Raw genomic sequence first — 16,091 nt, forward strand, 5'->3', positions numbered from 1 at the left:
CCTCACATACCGGCTGCCACAATTCTATCAACCAGGTCATTGTACTTTCCCTTATCGTAGGAATACCAGATGGGTTCACATATCTCACGAAATTCCTGCATTTCTTCTTCGCTCAGTTTCGTGATCGTCACGCCCTTCTCTTCCAGCGTTTTCCGCGCCTGCCGCTCTGCCTCGGCCCACAGCTTCTTCTGGTACTCACAGGATTCCTCCGCCACTTCGTCAATGATATCCAAATCCGCCTCTGACAGTTTCTCCCTGCTCTCTTCACTCATAACCAGCATATCCGCAGACCTGGTATGGTTGTCTTCCACAAAATAAGGAGCTGCCTGATAATGGGACTGCCCAAGATAATTCACAATCGAGTTTTCCGCCGCATCCACCCCGCCGGGCTGCAGGGAAGAATACACCTCCGAGTAGGGAATCATCATCGGCTGCGCCCCCAGCGCCTCCACCATGGACATCATCACCCGGGATTCTTGAATTCTCACCAGCATTCCCTTCATATCCTTCGGAGTGTGAATCTCTTTTTTCGTATTATAAAAACATCTGGTGCCTCCATCATAGTAGCAGAGTCCATACATGTTCTGTTCCTTCATCTGCTTACCCCGCAGAATTCCCATTCCAATCTCCCCGCTGTGAACCTTCCAGAAGTGGGCATCGTCCTGATAAATGTAAGGCATCAAAAATGCATGGTACTCCCCCACATAGTTGGACATGGCGGAAACGTCCGCCTTCACAATATCAACCGCCCCATACTGAAGCTGTTCCAGCGAGGACATCACATCCCCCAGCTCCCCGTCATTATACACGGAAATCTCCACACGCCCATCTGTCTTCTCCCGCACCTGCCCGGCAAACCACTCCACCGCGGCCGTGGTACAGTTATCCTCCGGCTGGTTGTTGGCCAGAACCAGCTTCACCGTCTCCTCCGGTGTCCGCTTTCCCTGCATTTCCCCCGGTATCCCATTTACCAGTACCAACGCCATTCCCAGCCCCAACGCCGCCAACACCCTAACCGCCCATTTTTTCTTCTTCATTCCTGTCTCACTCTCCTGCATCTCTTCCATGAAAACGGTTTCTTATAAATGCATCATATCTCATGAAAACGGTTTCGTCAAGAACCTTTTCCGAAAACACAGGCAAGCGGCCCGCCAGAACTCTCTCTGACCAGCCGCTTGCACCTTTATTGTTCCGTATTTGATGGTTCCACGGTCAGATTATGTATCCACCGCTTTCTTTTAATTCTTGCCAGCGCAATTAATGATTTAAACACACCTTCTGACTTGAGCGCTAAAACCACCAGCCACACCGGCGCCTGAAGCCTGATTCCAAATAAATACCCAAAAGGCAAAGACACACACCACAAAAATAAAATATCCGTACACAACACAAACCGGGTATCGCCTCCGCCCCGAAGGGTTCCCATCATATTGACAAAGTAAATCGTCTGGAAAAATGACTGCACCGCCAGAATCTTCAAAATCTGGCCTGCCAGTTGTTTTGTCTCTCCCGATATCCGGTACACAGCAAGATAGGGGAACCGGCCGAACCAGATGAGAAGTCCCACGCCGATACCCAACAGTACACTGATGCGGATAAACTGCTCCGCACTCCGCTGCGCTTCCTGCCGCTTTCCGGCTCCAATCAAGTTGCCGCTCATCACTCCCGCCGCATAACCAATTCCTGACACAAAGGTTTCCGCCAGCTGAATCAACACCTGAGACACACTGTATGCCGTCACAGCCGCCGTCCCCAGTTGTCCGATAATTACCATGAAGAGCGACATTCCCAGAGACCAGATACTCTCATTAGCAATCACAAGAGCGCTGTTTTCCAGAAATTTTTTCCGTATCTCCCGACTGGATTTCCATAAATCGCTGATGCGGAATCTGATTTTCTTCTCAAAGACCAGCAGATAGCCAACTCCAATCAGGCATTCCGCCACACGTGCCGCCATGGTGGCAATAGCCGCTCCCCTCACGCCCAGTGCAGGAAACCCACCATGCCCATATATCAACAGATAGTTTCCAACCACATTGAACACACAGGCCCCCATGGAGGTCACCACAGCAATCCGTACGGTCCGCACAGACCTCAGCACAGCCATGGTGCACAGAGTCACCCCTTGAAACAGAAAGCCCCAGGACACCGTGTGCAGATAAATCAAGCCCAGGGCCTGCACCTCAGGGTCCGATGACATAACTCCCAGAATCCTTGCTCCAGCCAACTGGCACACCCCAAAGAATCCCATGGAAATCACCGCTGAAATCCGGTACATCAGCCCCATGGTCTTCTTTAACGATTCCACATCTTTACTGCCCCAGAACTGGGCTGTCAGCACACTGCTTCCCCCGGACAGCCCGAAGTGAACGACCGTAAACACGAACACCGGCTGGCTGGCCAGAGAGGCCGCCGCAATGGAACTCTCCGTCAGACTCCCCAGCATCAGCGTGTCGATAAAGCTCATAGCTACTGTTATCATCCCCTGAAGAGCGGAGGGCAGCGCAATCGATAAAATAAATTTTTTCATTCCTTCATCCCACTGGTTACCATTCCCTGGATAAACTGGCGCTGGAAGATGAGGAACACAATCAGCACCGGAATCATAGTGACCACCGACATAGCAATCAGACTGTTCCAGTCCACGGAATACTGTCCGTTGAAATTGGACAATGCCAGCTGCAGCGTGTATTTCTCCGTATCCCGGATAACAAGCAGCGGCCACATAAAGTCATTCCATCTCCACATGAAGGAGAAGATGGCCAGCACGCTCATGGCCGGCTTCGCAATGGGAAGCATCAGCCGGATAAAGATTCCCGCCTCACTGGCTCCGTCAATCCGCGCGGCTTCAATCAAATCATCCGGCACTGACAAGAAATACTGTCTCAGCAGAAACACACCGGCCGGAGTCGCCGCCGGCGGAATGATAATCCCTAAAAAGGTATTGTACATTCCCAGGAATTTCACCACCTGGAAGATAGGAATCATCAATACCTCCAGTGGCAGCATCAGCGTGGAAATGAAGAAGATAAAGATGATATCCCGCCCTTTAAACTGATATTTGGCAAATGCATATCCCGCCATGGTATTGATGATCACCGTCACAATCGTAGATAAAATAGCAACCACTGTACTGTTCTTAAAGAACAGGGCAAAGTTTCCCTTCTTCAGAGCCATCACAAAATTATCAATCGTGGGCGCCTCCGGAAACAGCGTCGGTGGAAACCGAAACAGTTCCGAACCACTCTTAAACGAAGACAGGATTATCCAGAAGATGGGAAACAGAAAAAACAGGGACAAGCCCACACATGCCGCATAAACCAACATCCGACTACTCTTACGCATCGACCTGCCCTCCTTTGTTCACCTTAAACTGCAGAATCGTAAAGCAGGCCATAACCACCAGAAGAATCATGGATAATGCACTGGCATACCCCATCTCCTGCTGCCGAAACGCCTTCTCATACACATACTGCACCACAAATTTCGTGGCGGTCCCCGGTCCGCCTCCCGTTAAAGAAATCACCAGACCGTAGGCCTTAAATAGATCAATCAGCCCCAGAATCATAACAAGAAATGTAGTCGGTTTAATCAGCGGCAGCGTGATATAGAAAAACTGCTGCATCCCGCTGGCCCCATCCACTCTTGCTGCCTCATAGTAGGAGGTGGAAACACTCTGAAGCCCTGAGATATAAGTTACCATATAAAACCCCGACCGGCACCACACCGTGGATAACACCACCACCAGCATAGCCATGGTCTGGTTGGTCAGCCACTCCACCTTCGCCGCTCCAAACAGCGACAGCAGATAATTGATGATACCCGTGTTGTCCCCAAAGATAAACTTAAAAGAGATACCAACCACAATAAAAGAAATCATCGACGGCCAGTAAAACGCCGCCCGAAAGAACCCTCTTCCCCGAATCTCCTTCACCATCAAATTGGCAAGCAGCAGCGGAACAGCCATAATTAGCGGCAGAGAAACCACCACATAGATACAGGTTCTGGTAAAGGACCTCCAGAATTTTGCATCCGCAAATGCCTTTACATAATTGGCCAGACCGATAAAATCCGGCGTCCCAATTCCCTTCCACTCCGTCAAGGAGAAATAAAATCCAAAACAGGCCGGTACCACAATAAATATGGTAAAAATTAACGCATTAGGCGCAATCAGCAGATACGGAAACAGCTTCTTCTCCATCGCGCCAGTCATCTTTTTTCCCTTCACGCTCCACACATCCTCTCCCATAAAAGTCCCTAAAGATAAGTAACAAAAAGGGACAGGGGAAACGAAGTATTTCTTCCTCCCTTGTCCCTGAATGACTTATTTCTGGAATACCTCTGCCGCCAGCTCGTCGATCTCCTTCACATGTTCTTCCGCAGTCTTATTCCCTGCAATCACCTCGAACATACCCTCCTTCTGAGACGGATTAATCTTTCCTGTAAATCCCGGATATCCCATGTCATAGCTGGCATCGGGAACGGTGTTGGCCAGTTCGTTGGCAAACACGGCGAAATATTCTTCTCCAAATGGATACTCAATCTCCGCATTATCCAGTCTCGGGCTTAAGAATAAGGATTCCCGGCAGTACTGCTCATTGGCTTCCTTGGAAGTCACAAACTGGATAAAGTCAACCGCCTCCTGCTCCACTCCGGTATCCTTAAACGCCGCCAGCTGCTTGCCTCCCGGTACGGAAGAACGGTTTTTCTGCTTCGGCATGTAGGTCACGCCCCACTCAAAGTCTTTGATATTGTCATGATAGTTGGTTAACATCCAGTTACCGGATAAGTGAACTGCCACTTGGCCGGAGCGGAACATATTGTTGGGGTCCTCCCCGCCAAGCCATGTGGACTTGGGGATAATACCGTCGTCAAACAGTTTTTTTGTAAAATTGATAGCGTCGATATTTTCCTGGCGGTTAAAATCCGGTCCGTCTTCACTTAAAAAATGTCCGCCAAACTGATACATGATTGTGGCCCAGCGGTGGGTGGGATTGTCAATCACAAGACCGTACTGGACTCCACCGTCCTGCATCACTTTCTTAACTGCCTCCACAAACTCATCCCAGGTCCATACATCATCCGGGTCTGTGGGAACTTCCACGCCCGCCTTCTCAAACGCGGTCTTGTTATAAATCATACCGTTGGCTGTCACATCGGTGGGAGCCGCACAGATTTTCCCATTTACTACATAATAATTCTCGATAGATGGCATAAACTGGGATAAGAATTCCTCCCGGTCCACATAGTCGCCTAAATCCAGGGTTGCCTCATGTACCGCACTGATGATAGTCTCCGTGGTTCTGGAAAGCGCCGGTGCTTCCCCACCGGATACGGACATCATAATCTTGTTCTCCATCTCTGCAAATGGCACCTCCAGCAAGTTGATCCTGATGTCCGGATTCAACTCCTCGTATTCCGCAATCAGCTTCTTCATGGCGTCCGTCTCCGCACCGTCCGCGAACCAGAACATGTCCAGGGTCTTCACTTCCCCACTTGCTGCCTGGGTGGTATCCCCGGCCGCCGCTGCCCCTGTTGTCTGTCCGTCCGTGCCTGCCGGCGTCTCTTCCTTCTTCCCACAGCCTCCAAGCATACCAAGCGCTACAACTCCTGCCAATGCCAGTGATAGAATTCTTCTCTTCATAACCTTCCTCCGTTCGTTGTACGTTCAATTGATGTCTTTATTCTACCAAACGGCACATTCAAAAAATGGAGACATTTTTGACGTTTGTATGGAAAAATTATACCTTGCCCATTCTAAGTAATACTCTCCCGGTACTGCCTCGGGGTCACACCGCATTTCTTTTTGAATACCTTCCCAAAATACCGCTCATCCTCAAAGCCCACCATGGCCGAAATCTCTGAATTTTTCAGCTTTGTCGTCTTCAGTAAATACTCCGCCTTCCCAATCCTCACATCCACCAGATAATCAACAAAGTTCTCGTCAGTCTCCTTCTTAAACAACCTGCTTAAATAGGAGTTGTTCACCCCCAGCCGGTCGGCTGCCGCAGAAAGCCCAAACTGGCTGTCACCGTAGCACTCTTCTACCAGCAGCTTTACTTTGCCGATTAAGTTCTGGCCGCTGCCGATATACTGGCAGATTGCATTTAAATAACTGCCAAGCATCCGGGAAAGCTGGTCATAATTGGCAGCCAGATACCGCTGTTCCATAGCAGGTTTGTGTACCATCCCGGCGCCGGAAGCCACCTTGGCTGCTTGATGGTGCAGTTCCTTCTGCACATGGGCAGCGTAGTCCGCGTCCTTAGCCCCCCGCAGGGCTTTGCACAACGCTAAGTACTCTTCGTTCATCTCCCTTAAGTTTCCATGCTTCAAGTGATGGAGCAGTCCATCCAGCGCCACCTCCACCGGTTCCTCCGTGGGAAGCATTTCCACAAGTACCCCGCTGCGCACGGCGAAGAAGCTCTCCTTCAGCCGTTCGATTCCCTCCTGGTACCGGTCATTTAATTCTTCTTTCGTCCGGTAAACGCCACTGACCACGCCAGTGCAGATCATCTTCTCCTCCGCTCCAATCTCCCTCATAATCCGGTCCGCCAAATCTACAATCCGCTTCCTTGCAGTTTCCGTATCCACTTTAGTCTCAATCTGGCATAAGAAAATCAGCTTATCATCCGCACTTCCCCGCAGGATCATTGTCCCCTGATCTAAAAACCGTTTTACAATCTCATTCTGAATATTTCCAAGAGAACCTGCTTCCTTTTCTTTGTTACGATTGTACAGTTTCACAAACAGAAAGACGCCCTGGCGAAACATCATGTAATTCTTTAAGAACTCCTGCTCCCAGTCCACGGAATCACTGCTGTACCGGGCGATGTTAAACAGAAGAGAGGCCGTCACCAGCTCCTGAGTGTTCTTCATCCCCTCCTCCAGCTTCTGCACTTTCTGTTCTCTCCGTTCCATTTCCTGAATCCCACTGATAGCCTTCTGTACCGCCTCCTTCAGTTTCTGAAAGTCAATCGGTTTTAAAATATAGTCCTCTACCTGATACCGGATGGCTTTCTGCGCGAACGCGAAGTCACTGTATGCCGTCAGAATGATAAACTTGGATGCATACCCGTGTTTATAATTCAGTTCTGCCAGTTCCATCCCTGACAGCCCCGGCATCTTAATATCCGATATCACCAGGTCCGGCCGCAGCTGCTCCAGCAGTTCCTTCCCCACAGTCCCATTGGATGCAGAGCCGACCACCTCACAATTCATGGCGGTCCAGTCCACTCTCCTTGTCAGCCCCTCCAGAATCAACGGTTCATCATCCAGCACTACAATCGAATATGCCATATTCCTGCTCCTCTTCTGTCTCAAACCTGTTGTCCACCGGCTCGCTGCCCGCAGGGATAAAGATATCCATGGTGGTTCCCCAGCCCTCATCGCTGGTTACGTGAAACCTTGCCTGGTCTCCGTACACCAGCGCCAGCCTCTCAATCACATTGCGAAGCCCCAGTCCTATCTCCTCCCCAAAGCGCTTCTCCCCGGCGGCAAACGCCAGAATCCGTTCTACCTGTCCCGCACTCATCCCCGCCCCGTCATCCAGGACCGAGATTAAGAATCCCCTCTCGCTTGGCATCACACTCACATGAATCTGACCGCCGTCCAAACTCTGTTTTATCCCGTGGACCACTGAATTCTCTACCAGAGGCTGAATCAAAAGCCGGGGAATCTCCACCTTCAAAAGTTCGGAGGCCACCTCAATCTGGTACTCCATATGCCCTTCCAGCATAATCTGATAAATCGAAAGGAAATCTCTCACATAGGAGATTTCCTCCTCCACCGTCACCATTTTTCGTTCAGAAGTCAGGGATTTCATCAAGTTGGAAAATGCGATAGTCACCTGCCGAATCTCCTCCTTCCGGTCAAACTCCGCCAGCCAGTTGATACATTCCAGTGTGTTATAAAGCAGATGGGGGTTAATCTGCGCCTGCATCAGGGCCAGCTGTTCCTCCTTGAACTTAATCTCATCCTTCAGCACCTGGTTGACCAGAACGTCCGTTTTTGCCAGCATATGGTTAAACGCATCCCCCAGAATCATCAGTTCGTCCCGGGTGTTAATCTCCATCCGCTTCGTATAATCTCCATCCTTGGCATAACCCACCACCTCCACCATATGGTTTAAAGGTTTCACAATCCGCCTCGCCATCTCCCACTGGATTGCAGTACCCCCCAGCACCGCCGCGATGCCGAGAATCAATACCAGATTCCGCAGCAGTACCGAGGAACGGATAATATAACTCACATCCACCAGCGATACAATCCTCCAGCCGGTACTGTCACTGAGATATTGGGACACCATCACCTGACCGCCGCCGTTTAACTTTACCACCTCATATTCCGACATGGCCGCAAAATCCAATTCTTCCAGCACATGCTCCGGAACTTCCTCGTCGTGATAATTGTGGGTGATAATGCAGCCATCCGCGTCAAACACCAGAATCGAACTGGCATCATTGGGCAGCACTCCCTCCACCCTCTGGTTTAACAGTTCATCGTCATAGACCACCATCAGATAACCGATGGTCTGTAAATTCTTCATTCTGCGGATAGCTCTGGTGAACACCAGACTGTCCCCTATCATCTGGCTGGACACTTTACCGGAGGGCAGAAACCACTCCTCTTCTATCTCAGAAAACGGCAGATAAACCTCCCCCATAATATTTTTCTTTTTCCAGAGCATGCGGAACTTCCCATCGGCATCAAATAAATAGACACCTTTAATCTCGTTGACCAAAAGGGCACGGTCAGTTAACAGTACCTTCAGCCGGCCGTTCAGTTCCTCATACTCGTCCTGGGTGTCATAAGGCGCGGCCAACACCTGCTGTAAGTCCTCATTCATGGTAATGAAATTAATTCCCCTCTTAAATGAGAGGTGCATGTCATCAAAACTCTTGCCCATGGTATCCACCAGGTCCGAGTATAGCTGGCCGGAATCCTTTAAATGCTGGCGGACCGCTACCATATAAATACTAACTTCAATAAGCAGTATCATCGCCGTTATGACGATGGCACTGCTTATGGTAAATTTCCCACGAATGGAATGCATGTTCAACTGTAATCACTCTTTTCTGTCAATTAAAATGGTTCTGTATAAATGGCAGGTACTGTTCCCAATCATATCTCCGGCATCCATGAACGCCCTGACGGTTGTGATAGCAGATAAACCCATTCCCCACCGGTATATCCGCCTTTGGAAATGTCTCCCCTTCCAGTCCTGTCTCTCCGTACAGACCATAGACCTCTCCTGCAAGTTTGGCCGCCTCAAATTCTTTTTGCGGGTCCGCCCAAGAATCCTCCGACGCACTGGATACATAGAGCGGCCTTGGCGCACACAGAGCCAGCAGCATATGCTGGTCCACCGGCAGTTCCTCCTCCCGGTCCGCAAAGGAAGCATAATGCTTGCACATCCAATGTGGAAACTGAGTAGTAATATCCTTAATATGTTCCCCCGTCTTTCCCCTTGTAACCGCAGCGCCAGTACAGCCGGAAACGTTGGATATCACAAGACCGATTCGCTCATCCTGGGCGCCGCACCACAAAGCCGCCTTGCCAGCCCGGGAGCAGCCACATACGACTATTCTACCACATTCGACAAAATCCTGCATTATGAGACAATCCACAACACGGCTGGCCGCGTAAGCCCACATTCCGATGGCTCCCCAGGCCGCAGCTCCCTCCATGGATTCCGGGAACAGCTCCCACAAACCTTCTTTGTAACATTCCGCGTCATCCGCACACAGTTCATCTACATCCGCATGGACACCAATGTACCCACAGGCAGTGATGAGGTCATATGGCATATGGTCCAGTTCCTTTCCCGGATAATCCAGCGCCTGATTCCTGGAAAATGGGTTAATCATGAGAACCGCTCCCGCCGCTTTTCCCATTGCCGGAGAAAACACCCGGTAATGAAATCCGCAGGACTTCCCCTTACGCTCCATGTGCAGATAGTATGTCTCTTTCTTTACCGCACCCTCCATCAAATACTCCGTCTCCGTAACCTTCGCTTCCAGGCAGTCAAGCGGCTCCACCGGCGTCACCCCATACACCCAGGTCTCAAACATCCTCATTATCTCCGGTCGTCTCACCTTTTCCCATGTCTCTACTGTGTTTACCTCATCTTTTTTCAATATATCTGGCAGCATAAGTCTCCCCTCCCCATCATTTCTTGCTGTCTCTATTTTACAGAACTACTACCAGGGACTCAAGAATAATAAAATGATATTCAGGTGGAAAATTATGACATTTACCATGTGATGCCGCCATCCGCTACTCACAAAGAGGATATCTGAAAAATGAATCCATCACCAATATCCCTCTTTATTTAATCAGGAAAACCAGGGAATTATTATAACTCCCCTCACTCTCCCCCTTCCAGCACCGTCAACGTAAACCCGCCAAACGTACTCTCCCGGTTGTCCACCATCTGCCGGTATTTTTTCCGGTACTGGGTGGGGGTCATGTGGAAGGCTTTTTTGAAGGTTTTTAAAAAGCTGGTGTAGTCGGTGAAGCCGCTAGACAGGCATGCATCCAGCACGGTCTCACCGGAGACCAGCAGCTCCTTGGCCCGAATCAGGCGTTTGTAGGTCAAAAAATTGTAGACGCTGCTTCCGGTAAATGATTTAAAAACCCTCGACAGATATCCCTGGCTGACGTAGACCGACTCCCGTATCTGCTCCACCGTCAGCCCCGGTTCCGCAAAATGCTCGTCGATATAGTCCACCACTGTGGTCACCAGATTGTTGGTAGCCGGAATGGGAGGCGTCACTCTGTCCAGCAAAATGTGTTCCATTTCCACAAACAGCTCCACCACCAGACTGGGGATCACCAGTCTCTGATACTCCTTATCCTGGGTAATCGCATAGTAGGCGCGCTCAAATAACGTGCGGAACATCCAGAAGGTCTCCGGCGAATAGTCAAAGATATTGACCTTATCCGTAAACTGAAACCGGTAAGTCGTGGCCGGCAGCCCTTTCGTAATCAGCTTCACATACTCCGGAAAGATATGCAGCACCATCCTCTCATACCGCTTTGTCCCCTCCGGGACAATGGTCTGATGAACCAGCTTCGGCGGAATGAGCACCATACATCCCCGGGGAAGTTCATAGCGTTCCCCCTTGACAGCCACCCCCACGTCACCATCCAGTATCAGCATTATCTCTATCACATCATGGTCATGAAGCAGAAAGGAGCCAAATGTCACATCGGTAAAATGTAGCATTTCAATACCTTCAAAAAACGGTGGATGGTCGATATCTCTTCCAAAATGCGTAAATTTATTCCCTTTTCGAATCATATTTTTCTCCCAAAATCGTTAATTTTCCAACAATCTCTCCAAAATTCCAGTAGTTATAACCAAAAATATTTTTTATATAACCAGATTATAGTGTAATATAGTCAAAATGTCAAAAATTGCAATATTTCCTATTGATTAACCTAAGATTTACATAGCCGGTTGTGATAATCTAGGCATATCAATAGTGACGACACGTCAATCAGTTTAAAGGAGGAAACGATTATGAAACGATTTTTTAAAGTGGCTATGGCCACCGTATTGTGTATGGGTCTCACGCTGACAGGCTGCGGCTCCGCGGACAACACTTCCGCGACAACATCCGGCACCACAACTTCCGGCACCACGGGGCAGAGTGACAGCTCGAAAACAGCCACAGGCGATAAAAAGACTATCTACTTCGTCAGCCTGAAGGTAGGCGGAGCCGCCTGGAGCCAGGCACAGCAGGGATTTGAGGACGCCTGCAAGGAGCTGGGATGGGATGGCTATTACGTGGCCCCCACAACCGCCAACGACTCTTCCCAGATGGCGAACCTCTGTGAGACCGCGATGACAAGCGGCGCGGACGCCATCCTGGGCCCGTTATTTGATAAAGATGTATTTACCGACATCATCGAGCGCGCTCACGAGCAGGGCATGCTGGTGGGCACCACCAACACCTACTTGGACGGCATCGAGGATTTCAACATCGGCACCGACCAGAAGAACATGGGTGTGACCCAGGCGGAGACTCTGATTGATTTGGTTGGGGACAACCCCTGCAAGGTGGTCTGGATGACCATGAATATCAGCAACGCCAGCATTATGGAGACCTACGACGCCTTCTGCCAGGCCCTGGAGGGTCACGACAATATTTCCATCCACGGCATCGAGCTGGATGACAACAACCCGACCACGGCCGCCGACAAGATGAACAACCTCTGGAAAGCCGACCCGGCCATCAACGCCGTAGTCTGCAACGATTCCTCAGGCGCCAGCCTTGGCATTCCAAACTTCATCGAGGAAAACAACTTACAGGATGAGTTCTACTCCATCGGTATCGACGCTTCCGCCGACATTTTAAACTATGTCATGACCGGCGGGCTGGACTGCACCCTGGACCAGAACTTCTATAAGATGGGCTATGAGAGCGTCTACATGCTGAAGGATGTCTGGGACGGCAAGGAAGTAGAGAAAAAAGTAGACTCCGGCATGAACTGTGTGACCAGCGCCGACGCGGTGGAGTACGGTGCATCCCGCGGCTACGAAGTGACGGCAACCGCCAAATAACAGGTTCTCATCTTACGGACAAAGGAGCGGATACAATATGCAGAATACAGAAAACAAGAACGCGGCCAGACGGAAACGCAACGCCGCCCTGATATTCAAGAGACCGGAAATGGGGGCAGTCATCCCCATTCTGGTGCTGGTGTTTGTCATCGGCATGGTCAACCCCAGCTTTTTCGCCATGCGGAACATGGTGGACGTGCTGAGAGCCACCAGCTATTCCTTTATCATTGCGGCCCCGCTGACCTGCCTGTTCATCTCCGGCGGCTCTGACTTATCTGTCAGCGCCGTCACGAACCTGGGCGGTATCGTGTGCGGTTTTGCCATGGCGAAGCTGAAACTCCCCATCCCGGTGGCCATCCTGATCACCCTGCTGGTAGGCGCCCTGTGCGGCCTGTTAAAAGCGGGAATCGTGGTGAAAATGGCTCTGCCGCCTTTCATCATGACTCTGGGCCTCCAGTATGTAATTAACGGCTTCGTGCTGGTCAGCACCAACGGCCTGCCAATCACCGGCTTCTCCGACAGCTTCAAGGTCCTGGGCCAGGGCAAGGTCTTCGGCGTCTACTGGACGGTCATCATGGCGGTGATCGAGGGCATTATCATCCACGTGATGTTGAACCGGACCAAATTTGGCCGCCAGATATGCGCGGTGGGCGGCAATCAGGAGACAGCCAAACTGGCAGGTATCGACGTCGGGAAAACGCGGACCATCGTCAACGTACTGGTATCCGTACTGGCGGCCTTCTGCGGCGTCTGCATGGCGAGCCGTTTCAACAGCGCCCAGACAGCGGTGGCAACCGGAACCGAGATGACCATCATGTCCTCCGTAATCATCGGCGGAACTTCCATGATGGGCGGAAGCGGAACCATCATCGGCTCCCTTCTCGGCTGTCTGTTACTGGCGGTTATCAACAACGGACTGGTGCTGATGCACGTGTCCAGCTTCTGGCAGAATCTCATTTTCGGTGCGATTTTGATTATCTCCATCATCATTGACAAGTACCGCCGTGAGAAGAGCGGAAGCGGAATGTAGAGGCGGGAAAGGAGGTTTTGGAACATGAGTGAAACCGTATTGGAAATGCGCCATGTGACCAAGCGTTTTCCCGGCGTGACAGCACTGGATGACGTAAATATGGACTTGAGAAAAGGGGAAATCCTGGGTATCTGCGGGGAGAACGGCGCCGGAAAATCCACGCTGATGAAGGTCCTCTCCGGAAGCTACTCCAACCGGGAATACGAGGGGGAGATTGTCATCGACGGCGTCCCCCAGACTTTTGAGACGGTGGCCATGGCCCAGAAAGCCGGTATCGAGATGGTTTACCAGGAAATGAATATGATGCTGGACAGCAGCGTGGCGGAAAACCTGTTTGTGGGCAATCTCCCCGGCAAAAACGGGTGGGTGGACTACAAAACACTGTACGCCGACACCCAGAAGCTGTTAGACCGGGTCAATCTGGATTTAAAGCCTGGGGAGCCGGTGCGCCCCTTAAACAGCGGACAGATGCAGATGCTGAGCCTGATGCGGGCCGTGGCGAAGAATCCCCGGATTCTGGTGCTGGATGAGCCCACCACGGCCCTGACCGATTCTGAGGTGGAAGTTATGATGAAATTGCTAAATGAGCTGCGTAACTCCGGCATCAGTTGTATCTACATCAGCCACAAGCTGGAGGAAATCTACAAGCTGTGCGACCGCGTCCTGGTACTGCGGGACGGCCACACCATCTCCTGCTACGATGTGAAGGATGTGGTGGAAGCCACACTGATTGAGGAGATGGTTGGGCGGAAGGTGGAAAACCTATACCCCAAATCCCCCCATGTGGACGAGTCGGAGGAGGTGTTCCGGGTGGAGCATCTGTCGGTTCCCCACCCCAACATCCAGGGAAAATATATTGTGGAGGACATTTCCTTCAATCTGAAAAAAGGGGAGATTCTGGGCATCGGCGGTCTGGTGGGCGCAGGCAGAAGCGAAAGTCTGGGCGCCATCTTCGGCCAGTACACGGAGCATGTGAAGAAAGAGGTCTATATCCACGGCAAAAAGGTGGAGATCAACAGCCCCAAGGACGCCATCGCCCACGGCATCGGGTTCGTCACGGAGGAGCGGAAGCGGAACGGCATCATCTGGATGCTGAGCATCCGGGAAAATGTCTCCGTCGCCAGTCTCGACAAGGTATCCAAAGGCATTTTCATCGATAAGAAAAAAGAGACCGAGGAAGTCGGCTCGCTGTCCGACAAGCTCCGCATCAAGGCGCCGGACATGGACACCAAGCTGATTCAGCTCTCCGGCGGCAACCAGCAGAAGGTTATCCTGGCAAAATGGCTGTTGAACAATCCCCAGATTCTGTTTATGGATGAGCCCACAAAGGGAATCGACGTGGGGACAAAAGCAGATTTCTACCAGCTGATGAGCGATTTGACCGAGCAGGGTGTCTCCATCGTGATGGTCAGCTCCGATATGCCGGAGCTGGTGTCCATGAGCGACCGCTGCATCGTCATCAGCAACGGCCACATCACAGGGGAACTGGCAAAAGATGACATCAACGAAATCAATGTGATGCGCGCGGCTATTTCAGAATAAACAGGAAAGGGAAATTGACAATGGGAAAAACAGATATACATCTTCATCTTGGTCTTGTGACCAGCGAACACCGTATGAGAGGATTTGCCGATGGCCAGCAGAGTTACTCCTCGGGCATCACACCTCAGCCGGCCATCATGAAGTCCAGCAGCTCCGTGGACATGCTTCCCCACCTGAAAGAGCTTGGTATCAGCAGAGGTATCATCCTGTCCATGGGGGAGGCGGATGCCCCCTTCTATCAAAATGATACCGCCCGCCAGGCCGCCGAAGCCGTCCCCGGTGTGTTCGCCTGGATGTGCAATCTGGACGAGAGGGACATCGACACCGTGGAGGAGCGGCTGCGCAATTATAAGCAGGCGGGAGCTGTCGGCATCGGAGAATTTGCCGTCAACAAGTGGATTGGAACCCCGTTCATCGAGGCGGTGTTCACCGCGGCGGAAAAACTGCACCTGCCGATTCTTTTTCACATGAGCCCGGAGGAAGGCTTCAACTACGGCATCGCGGACAAACCGGGACTCCCCCTCCTGGAGGAAGCCCTGAAACGCCACCCGGATTTGGTTTTAGTGGGCCACAGCCAGCCCTTCTGGCACGAGATATCCGGAGATGCGTCCGCCGACAAGGTAGCCCGCAACACCTGGGGCGAAGGCCCCGTCACTCCCGGCGGCCGCCTCGTGGAACTCTTAGAGCGCTATCCCAACCTCTACGGCGATTTGTCAGCCAACAGCGGCGGCGGCGCAGTTATGAGAGATGAACCGTTCGGCCTCTCCTTCCTCGAGAAGTTCCAGGACAAACTGATGTTCGGAACCGATATGGGAAATACGGAAACCACCTTCCCGCTGGGCGCCTGGCTGGATGAGAAATTGGCGGAAGGGAAACTTTCTAAAGAAGTGTATGAGAAAATCTGTGTGAAAAACGCGGAGAGAGTGTTTGGATTATAAGAGAAAAGCGGCC

General features: G+C 51.3%; 13 protein-coding genes. 4 read left to right on the forward strand and 9 right to left on the reverse strand.

Annotation, left to right across the window (positions count from 1 at the left end; translation table 11 throughout):
* Positions 1–2: 2 nt before the first annotated feature.
* From HMPREF9473_RS21910 to HMPREF9473_RS21950, 9 genes are all read right to left on the reverse strand, one after another.
* Entirely contained in the window at positions 3–1,037 is a 1,035-nt protein-coding gene (locus HMPREF9473_RS21910; RefSeq protein ID WP_006782407.1) for a TRAP transporter substrate-binding protein, read from the reverse strand.
* Positions 1,038–1,183: 146 nt separating this feature from the next.
* Positions 1,184–2,530, reverse strand: coding sequence for an MATE family efflux transporter (locus HMPREF9473_RS21915; RefSeq protein ID WP_006782408.1), 1,347 nt, complete (start codon positions 2,528–2,530; stop codon positions 1,184–1,186).
* Positions 2,527–3,345 carry a carbohydrate ABC transporter permease gene (locus HMPREF9473_RS21920; protein ID WP_006782409.1) on the reverse strand — a complete coding sequence of 273 codons (819 nt, stop codon included), beginning with the start codon at positions 3,343–3,345 and terminating at the stop codon, positions 2,527–2,529. The genes HMPREF9473_RS21915 and HMPREF9473_RS21920 overlap by 4 nt, the downstream gene beginning before the upstream one ends.
* Positions 3,338–4,228, reverse strand: coding sequence for a carbohydrate ABC transporter permease (locus HMPREF9473_RS21925; RefSeq protein ID WP_242830879.1), 891 nt, complete (start codon positions 4,226–4,228; stop codon positions 3,338–3,340). The genes HMPREF9473_RS21920 and HMPREF9473_RS21925 overlap by 8 nt, the downstream gene beginning before the upstream one ends.
* A 96-nt stretch (positions 4,229–4,324) precedes the next feature.
* Positions 4,325–5,644, reverse strand: coding sequence for an ABC transporter substrate-binding protein (locus HMPREF9473_RS21930; protein ID WP_006782411.1), 1,320 nt, complete (start codon positions 5,642–5,644; stop codon positions 4,325–4,327).
* 113 nt (positions 5,645–5,757) lie between these two features.
* The gene (locus HMPREF9473_RS21935) at positions 5,758–7,296 is read right to left on the reverse strand and encodes a response regulator transcription factor (RefSeq protein ID WP_006782412.1); all 1,539 of its coding nucleotides are present in this window, start codon (positions 7,294–7,296) and stop codon (positions 5,758–5,760) included.
* A complete protein-coding gene (locus HMPREF9473_RS21940; protein WP_006782413.1) occupies positions 7,268–9,052 on the reverse strand; it encodes a sensor histidine kinase in 1,785 nt (594 codons plus the stop codon). Before HMPREF9473_RS21940 ends, HMPREF9473_RS21935 begins: the two co-directional genes overlap by 29 nt.
* 25 nt (positions 9,053–9,077) lie before the next feature.
* Entirely contained in the window at positions 9,078–10,151 is a 1,074-nt protein-coding gene (locus HMPREF9473_RS21945) for a glucuronyl esterase domain-containing protein (protein WP_006782414.1), read from the reverse strand.
* A 215-nt stretch (positions 10,152–10,366) separates the two neighbouring features.
* Positions 10,367–11,302: an AraC family transcriptional regulator gene (locus HMPREF9473_RS21950; protein ID WP_006782415.1), complete on the reverse strand. Its 936-nt coding sequence runs from the start codon at positions 11,300–11,302 to the stop codon at positions 10,367–10,369.
* 222 nt (positions 11,303–11,524) lie between these two features.
* On the opposite strand from HMPREF9473_RS21950, the gene HMPREF9473_RS21955 reads away from it, so the two are divergent.
* From HMPREF9473_RS21955 to HMPREF9473_RS21970, 4 genes are read left to right on the forward strand one after another with little or no spacing between them, the layout of a single operon-like run.
* Positions 11,525–12,568, forward strand: a complete 1,044-nt coding sequence (locus HMPREF9473_RS21955) for a sugar ABC transporter substrate-binding protein (protein ID WP_006782416.1) — start codon at positions 11,525–11,527, stop codon at positions 12,566–12,568.
* Between the two features lie 37 nt (positions 12,569–12,605).
* Positions 12,606–13,598 carry an ABC transporter permease gene (locus HMPREF9473_RS21960; RefSeq protein ID WP_006782417.1) on the forward strand — a complete coding sequence of 331 codons (993 nt, stop codon included), beginning with the start codon at positions 12,606–12,608 and terminating at the stop codon, positions 13,596–13,598.
* Between the two features lie 24 nt (positions 13,599–13,622).
* Positions 13,623–15,140 carry a sugar ABC transporter ATP-binding protein gene (locus HMPREF9473_RS21965; protein ID WP_006782418.1) on the forward strand — a complete coding sequence of 506 codons (1,518 nt, stop codon included), beginning with the start codon at positions 13,623–13,625 and terminating at the stop codon, positions 15,138–15,140.
* Positions 15,141–15,160: 20 nt separating this feature from the next.
* Positions 15,161–16,078: an amidohydrolase family protein gene (locus tag HMPREF9473_RS21970; protein WP_006782419.1), complete on the forward strand. Its 918-nt coding sequence runs from the start codon at positions 15,161–15,163 to the stop codon at positions 16,076–16,078.
* Positions 16,079–16,091 lie beyond the last annotated feature (13 nt).

This window comes from Hungatella hathewayi WAL-18680 (assembly GCF_000235505.1).
Taxonomy (GTDB): Bacteria; Bacillota; Clostridia; order Lachnospirales; family Lachnospiraceae; genus Hungatella_A; species Hungatella_A hathewayi_A.